The 21,459-nt window shown below is 70.8% G+C and carries 24 protein-coding genes, 1 tRNA gene and 1 pseudogene; 17 read left to right on the top strand and 9 right to left on the bottom strand.

Annotated elements, in window-relative coordinates:
• The first annotated feature begins 37 nt into the window (after positions 1-37).
• Positions 38-1,762 carry an LCP family protein gene (locus B0I33_RS08390; protein ID WP_245900501.1) on the top strand — a complete coding sequence of 575 codons (1,725 nt, stop codon included), beginning with the start codon at positions 38-40 and terminating at the stop codon, positions 1,760-1,762.
• 268 nt (positions 1,763-2,030) lie between these two features.
• On the top strand, positions 2,031-2,504 hold the full coding sequence (locus B0I33_RS08385) for a helix-turn-helix transcriptional regulator (protein WP_106177987.1): 474 nt from the start codon (positions 2,031-2,033) through the stop codon (positions 2,502-2,504).
• A gap of 109 nt (positions 2,505-2,613) precedes the next feature.
• On the opposite strand, the gene B0I33_RS08380 is transcribed toward B0I33_RS08385, so the two are convergent.
• Entirely contained in the window at positions 2,614-4,137 is a 1,524-nt protein-coding gene (locus B0I33_RS08380; RefSeq protein ID WP_106177986.1) for a flavin-containing monooxygenase, read from the bottom strand.
• 79 nt (positions 4,138-4,216) lie between these two features.
• On the opposite strand from B0I33_RS08380, the gene B0I33_RS08375 reads away from it, so the two are divergent.
• Complete coding sequence (locus B0I33_RS08375) at positions 4,217-4,870, top strand: TetR/AcrR family transcriptional regulator (RefSeq protein ID WP_245900500.1); 654 nt, start codon at positions 4,217-4,219, stop codon at positions 4,868-4,870.
• Between the two features lie 190 nt (positions 4,871-5,060).
• Complete coding sequence (locus B0I33_RS30365; protein WP_245900499.1) at positions 5,061-5,627, top strand: hypothetical protein; 567 nt, start codon at positions 5,061-5,063, stop codon at positions 5,625-5,627.
• Positions 5,628-5,633: 6 nt separating this feature from the next.
• Here B0I33_RS30365 and B0I33_RS08365 read toward each other — a convergent pair whose 3' ends face one another.
• On the bottom strand, positions 5,634-5,855 hold the full coding sequence (locus B0I33_RS08365) for a DUF3618 domain-containing protein (protein ID WP_106177985.1): 222 nt from the start codon (positions 5,853-5,855) through the stop codon (positions 5,634-5,636).
• Between the two features lie 125 nt (positions 5,856-5,980).
• On the opposite strand from B0I33_RS08365, the gene B0I33_RS08360 reads away from it, so the two are divergent.
• Positions 5,981-6,054 (top strand) — tRNA-Leu (locus tag B0I33_RS08360).
• 238 nt (positions 6,055-6,292) lie between these two features.
• Here B0I33_RS08360 and B0I33_RS08355 read toward each other — a convergent pair.
• Entirely contained in the window at positions 6,293-6,889 is a 597-nt protein-coding gene (locus B0I33_RS08355; protein ID WP_106177984.1) for a TetR/AcrR family transcriptional regulator, read from the bottom strand.
• 83 nt (positions 6,890-6,972) lie between these two features.
• On the opposite strand from B0I33_RS08355, the gene B0I33_RS08350 reads away from it, so the two are divergent.
• Positions 6,973-8,292: an erythromycin esterase family protein gene (locus tag B0I33_RS08350; RefSeq protein ID WP_245900545.1), complete on the top strand. Its 1,320-nt coding sequence runs from the start codon at positions 6,973-6,975 to the stop codon at positions 8,290-8,292.
• Positions 8,293-8,349: 57 nt separating this feature from the next.
• Here B0I33_RS08350 and B0I33_RS08345 read toward each other — a convergent pair whose 3' ends face one another.
• Both B0I33_RS08345 and B0I33_RS08340 read right to left on the bottom strand, forming a co-directional pair.
• Complete coding sequence (locus tag B0I33_RS08345; protein WP_106177982.1) at positions 8,350-8,949, bottom strand: dihydrofolate reductase family protein; 600 nt, start codon at positions 8,947-8,949, stop codon at positions 8,350-8,352.
• On the bottom strand, positions 8,946-9,785 hold the full coding sequence (locus B0I33_RS08340) for a metalloregulator ArsR/SmtB family transcription factor (RefSeq protein ID WP_106177981.1): 840 nt from the start codon (positions 9,783-9,785) through the stop codon (positions 8,946-8,948). The genes B0I33_RS08345 and B0I33_RS08340 overlap by 4 nt, the downstream gene beginning before the upstream one ends.
• Positions 9,786-9,923: 138 nt before the next feature.
• Here B0I33_RS08340 and B0I33_RS08335 point away from each other — a divergent pair, with 138 nt between their 5' ends.
• Positions 9,924-10,808, top strand: a complete 885-nt coding sequence (locus B0I33_RS08335; protein WP_106177980.1) for a Vgb family protein — start codon at positions 9,924-9,926, stop codon at positions 10,806-10,808.
• A gap of 185 nt (positions 10,809-10,993) precedes the next feature.
• On the opposite strand, the gene B0I33_RS08330 is transcribed toward B0I33_RS08335, so the two are convergent.
• On the bottom strand, positions 10,994-11,812 hold the full coding sequence (locus B0I33_RS08330) for an aminotransferase class IV family protein (RefSeq protein WP_106177979.1): 819 nt from the start codon (positions 11,810-11,812) through the stop codon (positions 10,994-10,996).
• Between the two features lie 84 nt (positions 11,813-11,896).
• Between B0I33_RS08330 and B0I33_RS08325 the strand changes: the two genes are divergently transcribed.
• The 4 genes and pseudogenes from B0I33_RS08325 to B0I33_RS08310 all read left to right on the top strand — a co-directional run bounded on the left by B0I33_RS08325 (position 11,897) and on the right by B0I33_RS08310 (position 14,114).
• Complete coding sequence (locus tag B0I33_RS08325) at positions 11,897-12,544, top strand: LysE family translocator (protein WP_106177978.1); 648 nt, start codon at positions 11,897-11,899, stop codon at positions 12,542-12,544.
• Positions 12,545-12,625: 81 nt separating this feature from the next.
• Positions 12,626-13,063: a pyridoxamine 5'-phosphate oxidase family protein gene (locus B0I33_RS08320; protein ID WP_106177977.1), complete on the top strand. Its 438-nt coding sequence runs from the start codon at positions 12,626-12,628 to the stop codon at positions 13,061-13,063.
• Positions 13,064-13,109: 46 nt separating this feature from the next.
• Positions 13,110-13,397, top strand: a pseudogene (locus tag B0I33_RS08315) (YkvA family protein); the annotation flags it as partial.
• A 165-nt stretch (positions 13,398-13,562) separates the two neighbouring features.
• Positions 13,563-14,114 (top strand): DinB family protein, encoded by a 552-nt coding sequence (locus tag B0I33_RS08310; RefSeq protein ID WP_106178262.1) that lies wholly within the window; start codon positions 13,563-13,565, stop codon positions 14,112-14,114.
• Positions 14,115-14,193: 79 nt separating this feature from the next.
• Here B0I33_RS08310 and B0I33_RS08305 read toward each other — a convergent pair whose 3' ends face one another.
• Entirely contained in the window at positions 14,194-14,433 is a 240-nt protein-coding gene (locus B0I33_RS08305) for a hypothetical protein (protein ID WP_106177976.1), read from the bottom strand.
• Positions 14,434-14,651: 218 nt separating this feature from the next.
• Between B0I33_RS08305 and B0I33_RS08300 the strand changes: the two genes are divergently transcribed.
• From B0I33_RS08300 to B0I33_RS08285, 4 genes are read left to right on the top strand one after another with little or no spacing between them, the layout of a single operon-like run.
• Positions 14,652-15,617, top strand: a complete 966-nt coding sequence (locus tag B0I33_RS08300) for a branched-chain amino acid ABC transporter permease (RefSeq protein WP_245900498.1) — start codon at positions 14,652-14,654, stop codon at positions 15,615-15,617.
• Between the two features lie 13 nt (positions 15,618-15,630).
• Positions 15,631-16,623 (top strand): branched-chain amino acid ABC transporter permease, encoded by a 993-nt coding sequence (locus B0I33_RS08295; RefSeq protein ID WP_106177975.1) that lies wholly within the window; start codon positions 15,631-15,633, stop codon positions 16,621-16,623.
• Complete coding sequence (locus tag B0I33_RS08290) at positions 16,613-17,458, top strand: ABC transporter ATP-binding protein (RefSeq protein WP_106177974.1); 846 nt, start codon at positions 16,613-16,615, stop codon at positions 17,456-17,458. Before B0I33_RS08295 ends, B0I33_RS08290 begins: the two co-directional genes overlap by 11 nt.
• Positions 17,459-17,460: 2 nt before the next feature.
• Positions 17,461-18,189: an ABC transporter ATP-binding protein gene (locus B0I33_RS08285; RefSeq protein ID WP_106177973.1), complete on the top strand. Its 729-nt coding sequence runs from the start codon at positions 17,461-17,463 to the stop codon at positions 18,187-18,189.
• On the opposite strand, the gene B0I33_RS08280 is transcribed toward B0I33_RS08285, so the two are convergent.
• Positions 18,149-18,904, bottom strand: coding sequence for a class I SAM-dependent methyltransferase (locus B0I33_RS08280; RefSeq protein WP_342750052.1), 756 nt, complete (start codon positions 18,902-18,904; stop codon positions 18,149-18,151). The two genes, B0I33_RS08285 and B0I33_RS08280, sit on opposite strands and share 41 nt — an antisense overlap.
• A gap of 170 nt (positions 18,905-19,074) precedes the next feature.
• On the opposite strand from B0I33_RS08280, the gene B0I33_RS08275 reads away from it, so the two are divergent.
• On the top strand, positions 19,075-19,683 hold the full coding sequence (locus B0I33_RS08275; protein WP_106177971.1) for a TetR/AcrR family transcriptional regulator: 609 nt from the start codon (positions 19,075-19,077) through the stop codon (positions 19,681-19,683).
• Between the two features lie 37 nt (positions 19,684-19,720).
• Here the strand turns inward: B0I33_RS08275 and B0I33_RS08270 are convergent, their stop codons facing one another.
• On the bottom strand, positions 19,721-20,986 hold the full coding sequence (locus B0I33_RS08270) for an ABC transporter substrate-binding protein (RefSeq protein ID WP_106177970.1): 1,266 nt from the start codon (positions 20,984-20,986) through the stop codon (positions 19,721-19,723).
• A 246-nt stretch (positions 20,987-21,232) separates the two neighbouring features.
• Between B0I33_RS08270 and B0I33_RS08265 the strand changes: the two genes are divergently transcribed.
• A complete protein-coding gene (locus B0I33_RS08265) occupies positions 21,233-21,415 on the top strand; it encodes a hypothetical protein (protein ID WP_106177969.1) in 183 nt (60 codons plus the stop codon).
• The last annotated feature ends 44 nt before the right edge of the window (positions 21,416-21,459 follow it).

Here is a 21,459-nt window from a genome sequence, read left to right as displayed (position 1 = left end):
TACGGGACCTGGTCACGACACGAAAGGAGCCGTTGGCGTGGAGTACCCGCCGCGGGACGGTCGTGGGGACAGGCGTCCCCCGAGGCCGTGGCAGGAGCGCGCCGGCGGCGGCAGATCCGTGCCTCCCCGCGGTACCCCGCGGGCGGGCAGGCCGGCGCCACCCCGGCGCTCCCCCGCGCCACCTCCGGACGACGAGCCGACCGTCCGCCACCGCCCCGCGCGGCCTGCTCCGGCGAAGTCGGCGCGGCCTGCCAAGTCGCCGCCACCGCCCCCGCCGCGCCGCCGCGGTTCGCTGCGCGGGCCCAAGGTCGCGCTCGCGGTGGTGTCCGCGCTGGTGATGAGCCTCACCGGGTACGCGTGGGCCGCCATGCAGGGCCTGGTGGAGGGCCTGACGATGGCCGACGTCATCAGCGAGGAGGCGGGCGGCGACCTGCCCGCCGACGGGGCCCGCGACATCCTGCTCGTCGGCATGGACAGCCGCACCGACGCGCAGGGCAACCCGCTGTCCGAGGAGATGCTCGCGAAGCTGCGCGCCGGCGTCTCCGACGGCGAGCTGAACACCGACACGCTGATCTTCGTCCGCATCCCCAACGACGGCAGCAAGGCCGTCGCCGTCTCGCTGCCGCGAGACTCGTACGTGGACATCCCCGGCTACGGCAGGCACAAGATCAATTCCGCGTACGCGCGGGCGAAGTTCGACGCGATGAAGCGGCTGAAGGAGGAGGGCCTCACCGACCAGCGGGAGCTGGAGGTGCGGAGCAACCAGGAGGGCGCGAAGACGCTCATCGCGACCGTCGAGCAGCTCACCGGCGCCACCATCGACAACTACGCGTCGATCAACCTGCTCGGCTTCTACGACATCACGCGCGCGATCGGCGGCGTCGAGGTGTGTCTCAAGGAGGCCACCAGCGACCCGTACTCCGGCGCCGACTTCAAGGCGGGCAGGCAGACCATCGCGGGGTTCGAGGCGCTGGCGTTCGTGCGCCAGCGGCACGGCCTGCTCCGCGGCGACCTGGACCGGGTCGTGCGGCAGCAGGTGTTCATGGCGGGCCTGGCCAGGAAGGTGCTCTCCGCGGGCACGCTCGCCAACCCGGGCAAGCTGTCCGACCTCACCGAGGCCATCAAGAAGTCTGTCGTGCTCAACCAGGGCTGGGACATCCTCGCGTTCGCCCAGCAGCTCAAGGGACTGACCGGCGGCCAGATCCAGTTCCGCACGATCCCGGTGGAGAACCCGGAGTACGAGACCGACGACGGCACGGCCATCCAGATCGACCCGGACGACGTGCGCCGGTTCGTGGGGAACATGGCCGGCGCTCCGCCTGCCGAGCAGTCGAAGCCCGCGCCGCCCAAGGGACAGATCACCGTCGACGTCCACAACGCCTCCGGGATCAACGGGCTGGCCGGCGACGTCTCCGCCACGCTGACGGAGCAGGGCTTCGCCCAGGGCGAGGTGGGCAACGCGACCTCCCGGTCGAACTCGCTGGTGCGGGTGCCGCCCGGGGAGACGGCGTCGGGCCGCGAGGTCGTCAAGGCGCTCCGTGCCGACATCGAGATCGAGGAGAGCTCGTCGGTGCCCGCCGGGCACGTCGACGTGCTGCTCGCCCCGGACTACTCGCCGCAGGAGGCCCAGGAGGACTCGGCCGCTCAGACCGGGGACACGAGCGCCGGTTCGGCGGGCGCCGGGCAGGCGGCGCAGGCTCCGGCGCGGTCGCCGGCGAAGGAGCCGCCGATCACCGCCGAGGGCGTCACCTGCGTGAACTGACCCGACCCCCGCGACGGGCCGGGACGCGCCGTGCGGGCGTGTCCCGGCCCGTCGGGTGTGGCCACCCAGCGTGTCACGTGGGTGAGCCCTTTCGGGTTCATTTGCTACTCCGTTCAGCGTAGCCACGCGGATTTTGTCAAGATTTCTACAGAACCCGCGTAAGACCGGCGGCCGCAGCCCCTTTCATTCCCGTGAGGAACGCGTGCATGGTGCCGGCCGAGTCGTGCCGGCGCGTGGCATCGCAAGCGGTGCAAGCAGGGGACCTGGAGTGCTGATCGACGCTGACGCCTACCAGCGCGTGCTGGGCGAGGAGTTGCGCAAGCTGCGCAAGAGGCGAGGATGGACGCGCAAGGAGCTGAACGAGCGCCTGCAGAGCGACATCTCGCTGCAGACGCTCGCGACGTATGAGCTGGGCACCCGCCAGTGCTCGGTGGTGCGGCTGGTCGAGCTGTGCCTGGCGATGGACGAGCAGCCGCAGGATCTGCTCGCGCGCGTGCACCGGAGGGTGTTCACCGACGAGCCGGGCCGTATCCGGCTGAACCTGACCCGCGTGGTGGCCGACGACCAGCCCGAGCTGCTGCCCCTGCGGCGCTGGGCCGAGGACCGGCTGGGACAGGCTTCGTCCCCCGAGGTCCAGCTGGACCTCTCCGCGCTGGACCGGATGGCCGAGCTGTGCGGTATCGACACCGCGGACCTGCTCGCGCGGCTGGAGAAGCTGGCGAGCATCGGGGCGAGCACCTGACCCACCGGCACCCCACCACCCACCGCCCCGAAGCTCCCCAATGTGGCATTGGGTGCGCCTGACGCACCGAAAGCCACATTGGGTGCACGCCGCGGCGGGTGGGGAACCGTCAGCCGGCGACGGTGGCCGGCTCGTCCCGCCGCCCGTCCGTGCGGCCGCGCCGCCTGCCGAGCAGCTGGAAGTCACGGGTGCGGAGCTTGCGCGTGCGCAGCCAGTACCGCCAGGTGAAACCGGGCCAGATGGTGCGGTTGACACCCATCGCGTCCAGATACCAGCTCGTGCAGCCGCCCTGCGTCCAGATGCCGTTCGCCAGCTTGCGCTGGATCTCGGCGTTGAACTCGGCCTGCGCTTCGGCACGCACGTCGATCGCCTCGGCGCCCTGCTCCTCGACCAGGCGCATCGCGTCCGCGATGTAGCGGATCTGCTGCTCGATCATGAACACCACCGAGTTGTGGCCGAGGCCGGTGTTGGGCCCGAGCAGGAAGAACAGGTTCGGGTATCCGGCGACGGTGATGCCGAGGTGGGTCTGCATCCCCTCGACGGCCCACTTCTTGCCGAGGTCGGTCCCGTCCGAGCCGATGATCTCGAGGTGCTCGAAGGCGTCGGTGACGTGGAACCCGGTGCCGAAGATGATGGCGTCGACCTCCCGCTCGACGCCGCTGCCGTCGACGATGCCGCGCTCGGTGACCTCGGCCACGCCGTCGGTGACGACCTCGACGTTCCTCCGGTTCAGCGCCGGGTAGTAGTCGTTGGAGATCAGCACGCGCTTGCAGCCCAGGATGTAGTCGGGCGTGAGCTTCTCGCGCAGCGCGGGGTCGGCGACGTGCTTGTCGATGTTCCACTTGGCGAGCCGCTGCGCGAGCTTCATCACCCGCGGGTTGCCGTTGAAGCCGATCGCGCGCACCTCCAGCAGCCAGTAGAGGAAGTCGCGGTAGGCGCGCTGCGCCCCGGGAACGCGGGCGAACAGCCGCCGGGCCCAGCCGGGCATCTCGTGGTCGGGCTTGGGCATGATCCACGGCGGCGTCCGCTGGAAGATGGTGAGCTCGGCCACGTCCTCCGCGATCCGCGGCACGAACTGGATGGCGCTCGCGCCCGTGCCGACCACCGCGACGCGCTTGCCGCGCAGGTCGTAGTCGTGGTCCCACTCGGCGGAGTGGAAGCTGCGGCCCTGGAACCGCTCCATGCCGGGCAACCGCGGGATCTGCGGGATGTGCAGCGCGCCGACGCCGGAGACGAGGTAGCGGCCGACGAACTCGTCGCCGCCCGCGGTGGTGACGTGCCAGCGGTTCTCGTCGCTGTCCCAGCGGGCGCCCGTCATCTCCTGGCCGAACCGGATGAACCGGTAGAGGTCGTACTTCTCGGCGACGCCGCGCAGGTAGGCGAAGATCTCCGGCTGCGGCGAGAAGGACCGCGACCAGTCGGGGTTCTGCTCGAACGAGAAGGAGTACATGTGCGACTGGATGTCGCACGCGCAGCCCGGATAGGTGTTGTCGCGCCAGGTGCCGCCGACCTCGTGGGCCTTCTCCAGGATCACGAAGTCCTCGCGGCCCTCCTTGCGGAGCTGGATCGCCATGCCGAGACCCGAGAAGCCGGTCCCGACGATGACAACGCCGGCCTCGGTGCGCTTGCCCATCTGCTGCCTCCATGCCGCAGTTACTGTTACTCGAAGTCCATCTTACTGCTAGTAGGTTACTTCCGGTAGAGTGGATTTCGTGAGCACGACAGCCAAGGCCCCCACCCGGCGCAAGCGCATGCCCCGCGCCGAGCGCGAACGACAGATGATCGAGGTGGCCGAGGCCGTGTTCGCCGAGCGCGGGTACACGGCGGCCTCGATGGACGAGATCGCCGAGCGGGTCGGCGTCTCCAAGCCGATGCTCTACGAGTACTTCCACTCCAAGGAGGGCCTGCTGCTCGCGTGCATTCGCCAGTCGAGGGCTGCGCTACGCGAGGTCACCGAGGAGGCCGTGGCGCAGGCGGCGTCGGCCGAGGACGCGATGCGCAGGGGGCTGCGCGCGTTCTTCGTGTTCATCAGGGAGCACCGGGAGGCGTGGTCCCTGCTGCGGCACGAGATGGCCCTGATCGGCACGTCCGCGGCCGACGAGATCGAGGCCACCAGGCAGCAGCAGACGGACCTGATCTCGAACCTGCTCGGCGCGCTGGTCGGCGAGAGCGACCCGATCCGGGCCGAGGCCTCCGCGGAGTTCGTGGTCGGCGCGTGCGAGCGGCTCGCGATCTGGTGCGAGCGGCACGAGGACATCACTCCGGAGATCGTCACCGAGTACGCGATGGACCTGCTCTGGGGAGGCCTCGCCCAGCGTGCGACCAAGATCGACACTGCGCGGCCGGAGCATCACTCTCCGCGATAACGCACTGAGAGTGTTCTCACCCTCAGTAGTTTCTGACGCATCGTCGTATTGCTGGTGCGGTAGGAGAAGTACAGAATTCGAATTGTTATGCGTGAGCTTCGTGCTGGCGGGGTAGTCGCGGCTGCGTCATGAGGCGGCCGGATCGGGGTCTCCTCACAGCAGGAGCCCACCGTGGAGAGGGGTGAGACTGGTGGTTCAAGCGATCACCGCGACGTACGTGCAGGAGGACGACGACTGGTCTGTCACGGTCGCCGGCGAGGGGAAGTCACTGCACGGACGCGCTCCGGGCATCATCGCCGCACGCGACCGCGCCGACCAGCTCGTCGAGAAGCTCACCGAAGAGGGGCGGAGCGCGACGGTGGTGCACCTGCTCAACGGCAGTGCGCTCGAGTTCACCTCGGCTTACATGACGGCCCGGCTGTCCCGTGCGGAGCCCGCCGAGGACAGCGCGGAGACGGAGACCACGGAAGCCGACGAGACCACCGGCACCACGGAGGCCACGGAAGCCGCGGACGCCGCTGAGGCCCCGCAGTCGACGGAGACCGCGGAGTCGACGGAGACCGACAGCGCCGAGGACGGTGCCGCGCCGGAAGGCGGCGACGAGCCGGAGGCCAAGGACAAACCGGTCGTGCCGCGCAAGGAGATCGGCAGGAGCCCGGACACCGCGCGGTCCGAGCAGGACGAGAGCCATGCCGACGGCGAGCCCGCCGACATGGCGACCGCGTCCCAGGGGGTGCGGCAGGCCGCTACGGGCTGAGCCGCGTCAGCGGAACAGCTTGCGCACCAGCAGCACCCCGATCAGCACACCGGCGCCGATCAGCGGGTACTTGACCTTCGGGTCCTCGAACCGAGCCCGCAGGCTCGTCTTGGCGGAGTCGGCGAACCGCTTGGGGTTCGCCTTCGTGCCGAGTTCGTCCAGGGTCGCCGCCAGGGCCTCCCTGGCCTTCTCGATGTCTCGCTCGATCGTCTCCGGGTCGCGCGCCACGTGTCCTCCTCCAGGCATGCTTGCGCAGGTGGCCAACGGTAGATCACGGCCACCGCCCGCGCCGCGCGGGCCACGCCGAATGCCGTGGATTCCGCCCGGCCCCCGCGCGCTAGGCTGCGGTCGTCGGGCCCGTAGCCCAATTGGCAGAGGCACACGGTTTAGGTCCGTGCCAGTGTGGGTTCGAGTCCCACCGGGCCCACCGGAAGAACTCGGACAGCTTCCGCACCCCGTGCGAGCGAGTGGCGACGAGTTCCACCGGCCGGTCTCGGCCTTTCGACGCGCCTACGCTGAACCGAGCGCTCGTCTGCCATGGTGACCGCGAGCACGCTCGGCGGTGGTGCGCGACGCCGCCGCGATGGCCGCCGCACTGCTCCTGCGGTGGCATGCGCGTGCGACCCGGTGGGTTCGTGGACGCGGCCTCCTCGTCGCCCACCTCATCAGGTGGGCAGGACCAGCTGGCGGACGCTGAGCCGGAGAGCGGCTTCGGCGTCATCCGCGGTCATCCGCCCGGAATCGACCTCGTCGGCGGCGGCGTGCGCGAGGGCGATGATCGCGGCGACCAGCCAGTCGCGGGGAAGCCGGTCACTGAATTCACCGCTCCGCCGACCGCGCTCGATCACCTCGGCGAATCGTCCGACGATCGGGCGGTGCAGTTCGTGTGACCGTTCCGGAGCGAGCGGCTGGTCGCGCAGGACCACAGGTAGCCGGTGAGCGACGCGGATACTTGCCGACAGCAGCCGCACGAGGGTGGTCTCGGCTGGCTCCCCGTCGACGGCGTCGGTCACGGCGTCGTCCATGGCGGCGACGACGGCCCCGGTCACGTGCTCGACCACCGCGTTGATCAACGTCTCCCGTGACCTGAAGTGCGCGTACACGGTTTGCCTGCTGACACCCGCCGCCTTCGCGATGTCATCGAGTCCGACGTCGCGCCGCGTGCCGAGGACGCGCGTGGCCGCGGCAAGGATCGCGGTGCGGCTGCGTTCGGCGTCAGCGCGGCGACGCGTCCGGGCCTCCTCGGGCTTCTGGTACGGCATCGCCCGTCATCGTAAGCGATGTTTGACAGTCATGTAAGATTTCACCAACCTTGACAGGTCTGTCAGATTTCGTGGGGGTGGCGATGAAGTTCGCGCACTGGGTCCGGGAACGGGCGTTCACCGCCGGCACGATCGACCCCGCCGCGCCACTGGACGACCTGGAGCCGCTGCGCGCGTTGATCGGGAACGCGCGAGTGGTCGCGATCGGCGAGAACTCCCACCACATCAGGGAGTTCTACCTGCTCCGCCACCGTCTGCTGCGTTTTCTGGTCCTGCGGTGCGGGTTCAGCGTGTACGCCTTCGAATCGCCGTACGTCGAGTCCGAGTCACTCGACCACTGGGTGCGCGGTGGTCGTGGTGATCTCGCCGAGCTCACCGGCACGCCGGCCATGTCGCTGACCCGTTGCCAGGACATGCACGACACGTTGACCTGGATGCGGGAACACAACGCGACGGCGGAGCGCCCGGTCCGCTTCGCCGGAACGCTCGCGGGCAACGGCGGCGGATCGCCCCTGCCCGAACTACGGAGACTCCGCGGCCGCCTGGAGCGGACCGATCCGGACGCGATCCCGCTGCTGGACCGGGCGCTGGCCGGCGCGAGCAGCTTCCACGACGACGAGCCGTTCCGAACATTCGCGCGTTACCAGGCGCTCGACCAGTCCGTCCGGGACGCGCTCACCGCGGACCTGAGCCGCCTCCTCGCGCGGTCGCAGAGTATGGCGGCCGGCCGGGCAACGCCCGACGACGCCATGACCTACCTGCGCGCCGCCTGGTTCGTCGATCACCTGCACCGGGACATGTCGGGGCGCGGGCTGGCGGTCGGTACGGCGTCGCTGGACGCGTTCATGGCCGAGTCGGTGCTCCGGCGGCTCGATCGCGAGCCCGGTACGCGGATCGTCCTCGCGCTGCACAACGTGCACATCCGGACGACACCGGTTGAGCAGGACGGGCCCGACGGTCTCTTCCCCGCCGGATACCACCTGCGCGACGCGCTCGGCGACGACTACGTCGCCATCGCCGCGACGGGCAACCACGGGCAGGTTGTCTCCGGGGAGCCCGACGCGGAACAACCCACCGGGTTGCGACTCGTCGAACGCGCCCTGCCCGCGCCCGAGCCGGGCAGCGTCGAAACGGCTTTCGACACTACCGCGGCGTTGACGGTCGCCGACCTCAGGGAGGCCGATGTGGACGATGCCGGGACGTTCAGCAAGTTCCGCTCGCAGCACGAGTTCCTCGACGCCCCGGTGTTCGAGGCATTCGATGCCGTGGCCTACCTCCCCCGGCTGAGTGCCACGGACGAATTCCGGCGTAGCGTCGGGTCCGTCCGGGCCGACTACCAGGAGCGGCAGAACACCTGGGGAGCTTCCACGACGTGCGAGGCCACTGGGTCGCGGAGCACGTAGCAGGTCGACGGTGCCGAAGCGGTGTCCACACGGGACACCGGGGCACCGCACTGGCCGTCAGCGTGCGCGGTCGTAGACCAAAGCCATCTCGCCCAGCTCGCCGGTTTCCTGGTAGGTGAGTGTCCACTTCGACGCCGGAATACCGTCGTCGAACAGCCGCTGCCCGCCTCCGGTGATCTCGGGGCAGATCAGGAGGTACATCCGGTCGAGCAGGTCGGCCGAGAGCAGCGCCTTGATGACGCTCGCGCTGTTGTTGACGAGGATGTCGCCCTGACCGGTGGCCTTGAGCTCGGTGACGACGTCCGCGGCGGGGGCGTTCACCACGCGGGTGCGCTCCCAGGGCGGCTCGGTCAAGGTGGTCGACAGGACGACCTTCTCCGTGCCGACCAGCCACTTCGCGTATCCGCGGTCACGTGGGTCGGCATCGTCGTCCTCGGCGACCGGTGTCCAGTAGCCGAGAAATCCCTCGGCGTTGCGCCTGCCGAGCAGCGCCGTCGTCGCCGTCTGCCAGATGCGGGTGAGGTGTCCCCGCGCGACCTCGGTGGTGGCGTACGGGACGATCGCGCCGAGGTCGCCGGGCCCTCCGGGGCCGTGGTAACGCCCGTCGATGGTGAGGCTCATGTTCGCGGTCACGCTGCGGCCGGTCGGGTTGGTCATGGCTGTCGTTCCTTTCCTTGGGTAGATCTTCTGGTGGCGCGCCGGGACGCGCCGACGGCGTCGGCGAGGTTGTCCAGCACCTGCTCCCAGCCGGTTCCGATCCCGGCGATGTAGGGCATGGCCTCGACGGTGGTCTCGGTGATGCGCAGGCCGAGCCGCAACCGGGTGCCGTGTGGGTCCCCGGTGAGCGTCAGGTCGTAGTGACCGGTGAACGACACCGCCCCCGCCGCGTCCAGCACCGAGAGGTCGAACCCGAGGCGCTCGGGTTCCGCCGCGGCGTGGACCCGCCCTTCGGAGCGGTACCGCCCCTCGGCGTCGCGGTACTCGAGGACGGCGCGCCCGCCCGCCCACGGCTCGAGAACGCAGTCGGTGACCGTCATCGACGGCGGTGCCCACCAGGACGCCAGCAGGTCCGGATCGACCCAGTGCCGCCAGACGACGTCCCGGGACGCGGGCAGCACGCGCTCGAACGAGAAGGTGCGTTCGTCCGCCCACCGGTCCCGGTCGGCGACCGCGGACTCCGCGTCGATGGCGGCGCGGTACCGCGCGAGGACGTCCCGTTCGCCCTGGTGCGCCTCGGTGCGCTCGGCCAGCTCCCCCAGCCTGCGCGCGAGCGCCGCCAGCGGCGCCGCCTCCACCGCGTAGACGCGGCGCTGCCCGAGCGGGAAGACGGCGACGAGACCGGCCCTGGCGAGGGTCTGCAGGTGCTTGGTGGTCTGCGGCTGCCGCAGCCCGGTCAGCTCGGCCAGCTCACCGACGGACCGGGGACGCTCGGCGAGGAGTTCGACGATGCGCCACCGCGCCGCGTCCCCCAGTGCTGCTGCGATCCGGTCCATGCGCTGAAGTATTCACCTGAGCGAATATTCTCGTCAAGGAATTCTTGTCCCGGCGGGTGCGGCGGAATTCGCTTGCCCGGCGCGGAGGAGCCGGGCCAGGATCATCGACCGGTCGCGAGGAGAAAGGGGACACCGGGGGTGTCGGTAGTGGAGTACCCGGTCGGCGAACCGGGTTCAGGGCCGTACGGCATCGTCGCGGGCCCCGGCGACGCGATCTGGTACACCCAGGTGCACCACGACCGGATCGGGCGGCTGGGCCTCGACGGCGAGCACACCACCTACCGGCTCGATCCCGCCTCGGGCCGCCCCTCGCTCATCGTGCGGGGGCCGGACGGCGCGCTCTGGTTCACCGAGACCCAGGAGCACCGGATCGGCCGCATCTCCGCCGAGGGCGCCGTCACACATGTCGCCGTTCCCTCGGCGGGCGCGGGACCGTTCGGCATCGCCGCGGGCCCGGACGGTGCGCTCTGGTTCACCGAACTGCACGCCGACCGGATCGGGCGGGTCACCGTCGAGGGAACGGTCACGGAGTTCGACCTCCCCACGAAGGGCGGCTTTCCCTCGATGATCACCGGGGGCGCCGACGGTGCCCTGTGGTTCACGCTGAACCAGGCGAACGCCATCGGCCGGATCACTCCCGAAGGGAAGGTCACCACGCACGCACTGCCCACCGCCGACGCGGGCCCGGTCGGGATCTGCCTTGGCGGCGACGGCGCGCTGTGGTTCACCGAGATCGGCGCGGGCCAGATCGGCCGCATCGGCGTGGACGGCGCGATCACCGAGTTCCCGTTGCCGGACCGCGCCGCGCGCCCGCACGCGATCACCGCCGACGCGCGCGGGTCCTGCTGGTTCACCGAATGGGGTACGGGCCGGATCGGCCGCATCGGCCAGGACGGCGACCTGGCGCACTACGCGTTGCCGGACCCCCGTTCGGAACCGCACGGCATCGCCCTCGGACCCGACGGCGCCCTGTGGGTCGCTCTCGAAGCCGGAGCGATCGCCCGGCTGGCCCCGGACGAGTGACGGGCCCGCGAACCGCGGCGGATCAGCCCCGCACCGCGGCCCCCGGCGACCTCACCGGCCCGGCCGTCCCGGGACCGGGGGGCTCGGGCCACCTCGACCGAGAGGTGCGCGGAGAGAGCCGGGCGCGTCGAGGATCGCCCCCGCCGAGGCGACGCCGGCCCCGCTCGTGAGTGCTGTCCGTGGTTCTAACCACGTTCCTCACTCACGAGACACGGTTCTTCGGCTTCGTAGGCGCGGTGCAGCAGCTCGACGAACTCCGGGGCGGCGGGCAGGTCGACCGAGCCGATCCGGTGCACGGCCACCCCCGGCGTCCACGAGTTCAGCACCACGGCTCCGGCCAGCTCCGGCAGGTCGGCGAGCGTCAGCTCCCGGACCCGCTGGGGGACGCCGAGGCGCTCGAGCTGCCTGCCGACGATCGCCATCGTGGTCCCGCGCAGCATGTCGGCGGACGGCCACGTCACCGCGGTGCCGTCCCAGAAAGCCAGGTTCCAGATCGTGCCCTCGCTGAGCCTGCCCCGGCGGTCGAGGAAGACGGCGTCGTCGAACCCCTTCCCCGCGGCCTGCCGGAGCAGGTACGTCTTGGCCACCTCGCCGACGTGCTTCACCGAAGGCAGCATCCGTTCGTGCTCGACCGCCGCCAGAGCCAGCGGCCCTTCCGGCCCGCATGCCGGCGGGCCGGTACGGACGAGCACCCCGGGCTCCACCTCGGTCCCCGCCACGGTGAACTCCCCCGCAGGGGAGAACACGGTCGCGGTCAGCGACACGTCGGCCGGGCTCGCGGCCAGCGCCGCCCGCAGGAACCCCCGCACCCGGTCGTCGGGCAGTGCCCGGCCGAACAACTCCACCGAGGCCGACCGCAGCCGCTCCAGGTGCAGGTCGAGTCCCCGGACCCGGCCACCGCGCACCTGCATGGCGGTGAAGTGGGCGTAGCCGGCGAAAGCCAGCGGGGCCAGGTCGTCGACGGTCGCCGCCCGGCCGTCGCGGTGCACGACAAATGAGGTCATGCCGGGACCGTATGGTCTGCCACTGATGTGAACCTCAAGGGAAAGTGCGTTGAGCCACGCGACGGTGGCGGGCAGTATCCCGCCATGGACCTGCTCGCCTCCCTGCCCGCGTTCGTGGCCGCCGTCGTGCTGATCTCCGCCTCCCCCGGCCCCGCGATGGCGCTGATCCTGCGCCGGGCCGCGCTGCGCGGGTTCTCCGGCGCGGTGCCCACGGTGCTGGGCCTGGAGGCCGGGCTCTACCTGTGGGCTCTGCTCGCCGCCGCCGGGCTGGCCGCGCTCGTGGCCGCCTCCGAGGTCGCCTTCCTCGTCCTGCGCGTGGTCGGCGCGGGCTTCCTGCTCTATCTCGGCGTGCGGATGTGGCGGTCCGCGTGGCGCGACCGGGGAACCCCGGCGGCCGAGCTCGCCGGGGAACCATCCGCACCGGGCTCCCGCGGCTGGGCGAGGGCGTTCGGCGAGGGCCTGGTGGTCATGCTGGCCAATCCCAAGGCCGCCGCCTTCATGGTCGCGTTCTACCCGCAGTTCGTGCCCGAGGGCAGGCCGCTGTTCGCCACCACCGCGCTGCTCGCCGTGCTGCAGGTCGCGGTCGAGATCGTGCTGTACCTCTCGCTGGCCGCCGCGGTCGGCCGCGCGGGCTCCTGGTTCCGCCGCACGGCCGTCCGGCGCAGGCTGGACGCCGTCAGCGGGACGGTGCTGGTCGCCCTCGGCCTGCGCATGGCGGCGGAGGGCCGCTGAACGCGGGCAGGCCACTCCCGGAATGCCCGGCGGGTATACCGGGTTGGACGGGTTACCGAACGCGGAAGGGAGCCCGGTTCCATGTCGTCCTTCGTCATGACCCCCGAGGAGCGTCAGTCGTTCCTGTCCGGAGTCCACATCGGCATCCTCGCCGTGGAGCGCGAGGGACGCGCCCCGCTGGCGGTCCCCGTCTGGTACGACTACCGGCCCGGTGGCGAGATCCGGATCTGGATGGAGCGGGACACGGTGAAGGACAGGGCGATCCGCGCGGCGGGCCGGTTCAGCCTGGTCGCCCAGTCGGAGGCGCTGCCCTACCGGTACGTGACCGCCGAGGGCCCGGTCGTCGCGAACGACGAACCGCCGACCAGGGAGCAGGCGCTGGCGATCGCCCGCCGCTACCTGCCCGAGGCCGACGCCGTCGGCTACGTCGACAGCGCGCTGGGGCCGCGGTCGATCCTCGTCCGGATGCGGCCGGAGAAGTGGCTCAGCAACGACCAGGGCAAGACCGCGGCCGCCTGAGCGGGCCTTGGCCTGCGCCCTCGCCCGGCGTGCCACGCTGGCGACCGTGACCGGCGGGTGGTGGTGGGATGCCGTGCTCGGGCTCGTGGCCGGGCTCGCCGCGGCGTGGCTGCTCCTGGTGGCCGTGCTGTTCGCGGTCCGGCCGCGGGGCCGCAGGCTGCGGGAGGCGGTCCGGTTGCTGCCGGACGTGCTGCGGCTGGTCCGGCGGCTCGCGGCCGACCGGAGCCTGCCCCGCGGCGTGCGGGTCCGGCTCTGGCTGGCGCTCGGCTACCTGGCGCTGCCGTTCGACCTCGTCCCCGATGTCGTGCCGGTACTCGGCTTCGCCGACGACGTCGTCGTGGTGACCGTGGCGCTGCGTGGCGTGGTCCGGCGAGCGGGCCTGGCCGCCGTCCGGGCCCACTGGACCGGTTCCGCCGAGGGCTTCGCGGTCCTGGCTCGTGCCGCGGGCCTGCCCTCGGCACCACCCCGGGTTGTCGGTGCCGCCTGCCAGACTCACCCCGTGACCGAACCCGCCGTGCCCGCCGAGAACCTCTCCCCGAGATGGGCCGGCGGCCGGCGCACCGAACCGCCGCGCACCGGGGACGAGCGCGCGACACTCACCGCCTTCCTCGACTGGCACCGGGCGACGCTGGAGGCGAAATGCGCGGGGGTCGCCCCGGAGCGGCTTTCCGAGTTCGGCGTGCCGCCGTCGGGGCTGAGCCTGCACGGCATCGTGCGGCACCTCGCCGCCGCCGAGCGGTGGTGGTTCCGCATCCAGTTCGCAGGCGAGGACGTGCCGATGCTGTACTACACCGACGACGACCCGGACCAGGACTTCACCGATCTCGGCGGGGACACCGGGGAGGCGCTCGCCGTCTGGCGGGCGGAGTGCGCCCGGTCCCGGGAGATCGTGGCGGCCGCGCCCGGGCTCGACACGCGGGGCGCGCGGCCGCGGTCGGGCGAGCCGTTCACGCTGCGGTGGCTGCTCGTGCACCTCATCGCGGAATACGCCCGGCACAACGGGCACGCGGACCTGCTGCGAGAGCGGATCGACGGCACCGTCGGTGCGTGACCGGCCGGCCGGTCCTCGTCGCGGCACCCGGCCCGCCGCGGGAACAGGCCAGCGGCGACGACGGCACCTCACCCGCCGGTCAGTCCTCGTCGTGGCACTCCGCTCCGGCGGCGCCGAACCCGTCGGTGTGCCCGTTGCTCGCCGCGGCCTGGTGGTCGGCGTGCTCGTCCAGTGCCTCCCCGGCCTCGATCAGCCGGGCGGCGACCTCCCGCTGCGCGGGCACCGGCAGGGCACCGTCACGCAGCGCCGCGATGGTGTGGGGGAGAGCGTCACCGAGGGCCGCGAGCGCGGCCAGCACCCGCCGTGTCTCGTCTTCCATACTGACTGTTCGCTCCTACGTACGTATTCCCCCGAACGGACTACCTAGGAGAGGGCGGCGAGCCGCGACCATGACGCGAACGGCCGGACTGGCCCCACACTGGCTACTTCAGGTAACGATCACGTAGACCCATACCCGGAGGCGGTAACCGTGTTTACACTGACCGTCCAAAGATCCCCGCGGCGTACGAGGTGACCGTGCGTAACTTCCGATTGCTTGTGCCCTTGCTCGCTGTGCTGTTCGTGGCGCTGGCACCGGGCACCGCGGCGGCGCAGGGCGACGAGGTCGTGACCGGGCCCGGTTTCGGCGCCCGCGCGCTGCAGGCGCTGCTCGACGGTGTCCAGTTCGGCGCCATCATCGCGATCACGGCAGTGGGCCTCTCCCTCGTCTTCGGCACCACCCACCTCATCAACTTCGCGCACGGCGAGCTGGTCACGATCGGAGCCGTGGTCGCGTTCTTCCTGAACATCTCGGCCGGCCTGCACCTCGTGGTGGCCGCGCTCATCGCCGTGCTGATCGGTGCGCTCGTCGGCGCGATCCTGCAGCTCGGGCTGTGGGCGCCACTCCGCCGCCGGGGCGTCGGCATGATCAACATGTTCATCGTGACGATCGGGCTCTCACTCCTGCTCCGGCACGTCATCCTGATCTTCTTCGGCACCCGCCCGCAGTCCTACCGCGAGTACGACATCCAGCGCGCGATCGACCTCGGGCCGGTCGGCATCACCCCGAGGGACCTGACGATCGTGCTGATCTCGGTGGGTCTCCTGGTCGGCGTGGCGCTGATGCTGCAGAAGACGCGGATCGGCACGGCCATCCGCGCCCTGTCCAGCAACCGCGACCTCGCCGAGGCCTCCGGTATCGACGTGAACCGTGTGGTTCTCGTCGTCTGGACGCTCGGCGGCGGGCTCGCCGCGATCGGGGGCGTCTTCTTCGGCCTCACCGAGATCATCACCTGGGACATGGGCTTCCGGCTGCTGCTGCTCATGTTCGCCGGCATCATCCTCGGCGGCCTCGGCACGGCCTACGGGGCCATGGTGGGCAGCTTCGTCGTCGGCATCGTCGCCCAGATGTCGAGCCTGTGGTTCCCCATCGACCTGCAGAACGCATGGGCGCTGCTCGCGCTCATCCTGGTGCTCCTCATCCGTCCACAAGGGATTCTCGGCCAGCGGGAACGAGTAGGCTAGGCGGTTTGCACGAATGGACTGGGAAGTAATCCTCTCCGACGCGCTGCGCTCGGGCATCGGGCCGATCGCCGCCGTCTACGCCCTGGCCGCCATCGGCCTGAACCTCCACTTCGGCTACACCGGCCTGCTCAACTTCGGGCAGATCGGCTTCATGCTGGTGGGGGCCTACGGCGTGGCGGCCTCGGTGTCGACGTTCGGCTTGTCGCTGTGGGTCGGCGTGCTGATCGGTCTCGGCAGCTCGGTGATCCTCGCCCTGCTGCTCGGCCTGCCCACCCTGCGGTTGCGCGCCGAGTACCTGGCGATCGCGACGATCGCGGCAGGCGAGATCCTGCGCCTGTTCTACCGGTCCAGCTGGGCCGAGCCGGTCACCGGCGGCGTTTTCGGCCTGCAGCAGTTCGCGGACGAGTTCTTCGACATCAACCCGATCCCGCGCGACCAGTACGGGTTCTGGCTGGTCAACTACAGCTCGCGGGACCTGTGGGTGCTGCTCGTCGCGTGGGGCCTGGTCGCGCTGTTCGCCGGGGTCATGGCGCTGATGGTGCACAGCCCCTGGGGCCGGGTCATCCGGTCGATCCGCGAGGACGAGGACGCCGTGCGCAGCCTCGGCAAGAGCGTCTACGCGTACAAGATGCAGAGCCTGGTCTTCGGTGGCGCGATCGGTTCGCTCGCCGGGATGATGCTGGCGATCCAGAACCAGTCGGTGAACCCCGACACGTACAACCCCGTCGAGACGTTCTTCCTCTACACCCTGCTGGTGCTCGGCGGCGCGGGCCGGATGCTCGGTCCCGTCATCGGGTCGATCCTGTTCTGGGCGATCCTGTCGTTCTTCGACAGCGCACTGCGGCAGGCCATCAGCGCCGGGTACATCTCGTCGGACGTGCTCAGCGCGGCGGAGATCGGCGCGGCGAGGTTCGCCCTGGTCGGCCTCGGACTGATGTTGCTGATGATCTTCCGGCCACAGGGGATCTTCGGCAGCCGGAGGGAGATGCTGCTCGATGTCCGATAACCCGATCTCCACGGCGCTCGCCAAGGTCGAGCGCGAGCCCGGCGTGCGCAAGCCGGACCCGCTGCTCGTGGTGGACGGCGTGACCCGCACGTTCGGCGGCCTCACCGCCGTGCACGTCGACACCCTCGAGGTGCAGCGGGGCACGATCACGGCGCTCATCGGGCCGAACGGCGCGGGCAAGACCACGCTGTTCAACGTCATCAGCGGCTTCGACCGGGCCGACACGGGGCACTGGACGTTCGACGGCCAGGAGCTGACCGGCCGCGCGGCGCACCGCGTGGCCCGGCGCGGCCTCGTGCGGACGTTCCAGCTCACCAAGACGCTGTCCAAGCTGACCGTGCTGGAGAACATGAAGCTCGCCGCGCGGCACCAGCGGGGCGAGCGGATGGGCCTGTCCATGCTGTGGCCGGTGTGGCGCGGGCAGGAGCGGGGCATCGTGCGGCGCGCGGACGAGCTGCTGGAGCGGTTCCGGCTCTCGCACATGCGCGACGAGTACGCCGGCACGCTGTCCGGAGGGCAGCGCAAGCTGCTGGAGATGGCCAGGGCGCTCATGGTCGAACCCACGATGATCATGCTCGACGAGCCGATGGCCGGCGTGAACCCGGCGCTGACCCAGTCGCTGCTCGAGCACATCACGGCCCTGCGCGACGAGGGCATGACGGTGTGCTTCGTCGAGCACGACATGGACGTCGTGATGGGGATCAGCGACTGGGTGGTGTGCATGGCCGAGGGCAGTATCGTGGCGGAGGGGCCACCGCAGTCCGTGGCGAAGAACCCCGCCGTGATCGACGCCTACCTCGGCAGGCAGCACGACGAACCGGAGAACGAGGGCTGATCATGGACGAACCACTGCTGGTGGCCGACGAGCTCGTCGCCGGATACGTCACGGGGGTCGACATCCTGCGCGGCTGCGGCGCCGAGCTGGGCGCCGGGGAGATCGTCGGGGTGATCGGGCCGAACGGGGCCGGTAAGTCCACCCTGGTCAAGGCCATGTTCGGGCTGCTGCGCGTGCGCACCGGCTCGGTGCGCCTGCGCGGCGCGGACGTGACCAACCGGCCCGCCCACGAGCTCGTCTCGCGCGGCATCGGCTACGTGCCGCAGCGGCAGAACGTCTTCGCCACCCTGACCGTGGAGGAGAACCTGCGCATGGGCACGTACCTGCGGCCCAGGCGGTTCACCGAGCGGCGGGACTTCGTCGAGGAGCTGTTCCCGCTGCTGGCCAAGCGGCGCAACCAGAAGGCGGGCTCGATGTCCGGCGGCGAGCGGCAGATGCTCGCGATGGGCAGGGCGCTGATGATGGAGCCCGAGGTGCTGCTGCTCGACGAGCCCTCGGCCGGTCTCTCCCCCGCCTACCAGGACCAGGTGTTCGCACGGGTCAAGGAGATCAACTCCACCGGAGTGGCGATCTTCATGGTGGAGCAGAACGCCCGCCGCTGCCTGCAGATCTGCGACCGGGGTTACGTGCTCGACCAGGGCACCAACGCCTACACGGGCACCGGCCACCAGCTGCTGCACGACGAGAAGGTCATCGAGCTCTACCTCGGCACCCTCGCCCGCGCCCGCTGACCGCGAGCCTCACCGCGCGCGACCTGGTCGCGACGAGCGCCACCGTGGTGTACCGGACCGGGACACGCCCTCCTCGCGCGTCGACGGCCGAGCCGACGGCGGCCAGCACCTCCGCCAGCTCGTCCGGCGAGAACCCGGTGAGCGAACCGTGGGTGGGCAGCTGGTCCAGCCACTCGTCGCGGGTGTAGGACCGCTCCCAGCCGGACCACCACCGCCGCGGCGTGCCGAACACGCCCGCGGACCGCAGGCCGTCCGCCGCCTTCGTGAGAATCGCCTGATAGGCGTCGGCACCCTGCGCCGTCGCACCGGGGTCGAACGGCGCATCGGGCCGCAGCCGCCGGTACGTCGTGGCGAACGCCTCCGTCACCTCGGGTGGCGGCTGGAGGGCGTGCCACAGCGCCGCCAGCACACCACCCGGCCGCAGCACCTCGGCCGCCTTCGCCGCTCCCGCCACCGGGTCGATCCAGTGCCAGGTCTGCCCGGAGACGACCGCGTCGAACGTGCGGCCCGCGGGATCCCACTCCTCGAATCTCGCCCTTTCGATCCGGATCCCGTGGCGCCGCGCGACCTCGGCCATCCGCGGGTCCGGCTCGACTCCGAGCACGGCACAGCCGGCCGACGTGAACTGCCGCGCCGCGATACCGGTGCCACACCCGACGTCGACGACGTCGACGGCGCCGGCACGGCCGGGGCAGGCCGCGACGATCCGCCGCACCAGGTCGCCGGGATAGCCGGGCCGGGTGCGGTCGTGCGCTCGGCGTCGGTGCCGAAGGACTCCGCCAGCTTCCGGTGCTCGTGTGGTCCGCCAGAAGTGGGCATGCGCCCACTATAGTGGGCATGCGCCCACTTCTCGGACAGACTCGTCCGCGCAGGAGAGGAGACACCGTGCCGACGGGTGTGCACATCAGGAACGTCCGGGCACAGCTGTTCGACGCCGCGGAACGGGTCCTGCTCAGGGCCGGGCCGAGCGCACTGACCAGCCGGGCGGTCACCACCGAGGCGGGCTGCGCCAAAGGCGTCCTGCACCGGCACTTCGCCGACTTCGACGAGTTCCTCGCCGACTTCGTCCTCGACCGCGCCGGCCGGCTCGCTCCCCAAGCCGCCGCCCTGCGCGAGTCCGCGGGGACCCGGACCGTCCCCGACAACGTCACCGACGCGCTGACGGCCCTGTTCGGATCGACCGCCGTGGCGATCATCCCGCTCATCACGTTCCGCGACGAGCTGCGGGCCCAGTTGCGGCGGACCTGGCCTGCCGGCGTTCCGGTGCTGACGGAAGGCACGGAGATGCTCGCGTCCTACCTCGCGGCCGAGCGCGAACTGGGCCGGGTCGCGGCGGACGCGGACGTGGACACGCTCGCTCCCACGCTGATCGGAGCCGCACACCTGTTGTACGCCGACCGGAGGGACGCCCCGCCGGAAACCACAGCCGTCCGCAAGGTCGTGACCACGGTGCTCGCCGGGGTCACGACGCAAAGTCCCCCGGAGCCAACCTGATCGGAATGGCTCCGGGGGACCGTGCTGGTTTCGTCCGTCAGCCCTGACCGCTGCTCGTCTCGGTGCGCACCGTCTCCAGCTCGCCGGAGTCGTTGTAGGTGTAGACCTCGATCTGTGCCTGGCCTGGCTCACCGTCCTCGGTGAAGTCGAGCGGACCGCTCACGCCGTCGTAGTCGATGTCCTTGTTCTCGTCGAGCAGTGCCTTGCAGTCGGCGAACGACGTGCACTTCTCGCCGTCCTTGGTGATGCCGTTGATCTCCGGCGCGAACGTCGCCGGGTCGTCGGACTTCGCCTTCTCGGCGGCGAGCGCGATGATCGTCACGCAGTCGAAGACCTGCGGAGCGAACTGCAGCTCCTGGAGGTCCGGTGCGAACTCCTTGAGCTGCTTGACGTAGTCCGCGTTGTCCGCCGACGCCGGGGCGGTGCCCTTCATGCCCGCGATCCGGCCGGGGTTGTTCGGCGACACCAGCGAGGCCAGCTCCTCGCTGCGCAGGCCGTCGGCACCGTAGACGCCGATCTGCTGCGGCCCGGCACCCGCCTCGATCATGCTCTGCAGGATCTGCGTGCCCTCCTCGAACGCCACCACGACGGCCGCGTCCGCGTTGGAGTTCTTGATCTGCTGCGCGAGCTGGTCGAAGTTGGTGGCCTCGGGGTCGTAGGTCTGCGACAGCACGACCTCCGCCCCGTCGCTCTCCAGCGCCGACTTCGTCGCCTCCATCAGGCCCTTGCCGTAGTCGTCGGCACGGGCCACGATGGCGACCCGGTTGTGCCCGTCCTCCCGGACCACGTTCGCCAGCACGGGGCCCTGCAGGGCGTCGCTCGGCGCGGTGCGGAAGTAGAAACCGCCGTCGTCGTAGTCGGTGAACGTGGGCGCGGTGTTCGAACCGGAGCACTGCACCACGCCGGACCCGGTCACCTTGTCGATGAACGCCAGCGACATACCCGAGGCCGCGGCCCCGATGATCGCGTCCACGCCGCTGGAGAGCACCCGGTCCGCCGACTGCGCGGCGACACCTTCCTGGCCCGCCTCGTCACCGGCGACGACCTCCGGGATCTGCTGACCGAGCACGCCACCGGCGTCGTTGATCGTCTTGATCGCGAACTTGGTGGACTGGATCTGCGGCGGCCCGAGGAACGCGAGCTGACCGGTCTCCGGCAGAACGTATCCCAGCTTGAGCACGCCGTCGCCGCCGTCGGACGACTGCCCGCCGCCGCCGCTGTCACCGCCACCACCGCACGCCGTGGCGAACAGGGCTGTGGCGCTCAGGAGGATCGCCGATCGCCAGAGAAGTGACGCCCGCATATCCGCCTCCCCTCATTCCAGGAATGAATAGTGGGCGACCGACCGCCGTACGGCGTACGACGTCGCCCGCCCGTTTGATCCTAGGGAGAGTAGAGGTGTCCGTACATTCAGTGAACATCAAATGTCCCGATTGATATCCCGTGTTGACTCACGTCCAGCGCGCTGCCGCCGTCGGGTCACGTACAGTGACATCGGGCCGTCCATCGGGCCCAGGCAGCACCGGCAGGATCCGCGGGAGGTGGAGCCATGGCGTCACGCAACCCCCTCCGCTGGATCGAACGCTGGGCCGACTGGTTCGAGATGCGCGGCGTGTACGTCCCCGGCGAGGACAACCGGACCGTGGACCCGTGGCGGGACTTCGGCTGGCTGATCGTGGCGTGGCTGACCGGGCTGGCGACCTTCATCCTGTTCTTCGCGTTCGCCGTCTGACCGGTCGCGGAACGAGTGACCACCGTCACTCCTGGTGCTCTGAC

Origin of the sequence: Prauserella shujinwangii (assembly GCF_003001955.1) — a bacterium.
GTDB lineage: Bacteria > Actinomycetota > Actinomycetes > Mycobacteriales > Pseudonocardiaceae > Qaidamihabitans > Qaidamihabitans shujinwangii.
Note: the sequence above shows the minus strand (reverse complement) of the source record. Positions and strands in the feature narration are given on the sequence as shown.

Coding starts and splice junctions, on each gene's coding strand:
- B0I33_RS08380 (WP_106177986.1), bottom strand. CDS start 4,137: ATGGGCAAGCGCACCGAGGCCGGCGTTGTCATCGTCGGGACCGGCTTC.
- B0I33_RS08355 (WP_106177984.1), bottom strand. CDS start 6,889: ATGCCGTACCAGAAGCCCGAGGAGGCCCGGACGCGTCGCCGCGCTGAC.
- B0I33_RS08350 (WP_245900545.1), top strand. CDS start 6,973: ATGAAGTTCGCGCACTGGGTCCGGGAACGGGCGTTCACCGCCGGCACG.
- B0I33_RS08345 (WP_106177982.1), bottom strand. CDS start 8,949: ATGACCAACCCGACCGGCCGCAGCGTGACCGCGAACATGAGCCTCACC.
- B0I33_RS08340 (WP_106177981.1), bottom strand. CDS start 9,785: ATGGACCGGATCGCAGCAGCACTGGGGGACGCGGCGCGGTGGCGCATC.
- B0I33_RS08330 (WP_106177979.1), bottom strand. CDS start 11,812: ATGACCTCATTTGTCGTGCACCGCGACGGCCGGGCGGCGACCGTCGAC.
- B0I33_RS08325 (WP_106177978.1), top strand. CDS start 11,897: ATGGACCTGCTCGCCTCCCTGCCCGCGTTCGTGGCCGCCGTCGTGCTG.
- B0I33_RS08320 (WP_106177977.1), top strand. CDS start 12,626: ATGTCGTCCTTCGTCATGACCCCCGAGGAGCGTCAGTCGTTCCTGTCC.
- B0I33_RS08305 (WP_106177976.1), bottom strand. CDS start 14,433: ATGGAAGACGAGACACGGCGGGTGCTGGCCGCGCTCGCGGCCCTCGGT.
- B0I33_RS08295 (WP_106177975.1), top strand. CDS start 15,631: ATGGACTGGGAAGTAATCCTCTCCGACGCGCTGCGCTCGGGCATCGGG.
- B0I33_RS08290 (WP_106177974.1), top strand. CDS start 16,613: ATGTCCGATAACCCGATCTCCACGGCGCTCGCCAAGGTCGAGCGCGAG.
- B0I33_RS08285 (WP_106177973.1), top strand. CDS start 17,461: ATGGACGAACCACTGCTGGTGGCCGACGAGCTCGTCGCCGGATACGTC.
- B0I33_RS08270 (WP_106177970.1), bottom strand. CDS start 20,986: ATGCGGGCGTCACTTCTCTGGCGATCGGCGATCCTCCTGAGCGCCACA.
- B0I33_RS08265 (WP_106177969.1), top strand. CDS start 21,233: ATGGCGTCACGCAACCCCCTCCGCTGGATCGAACGCTGGGCCGACTGG.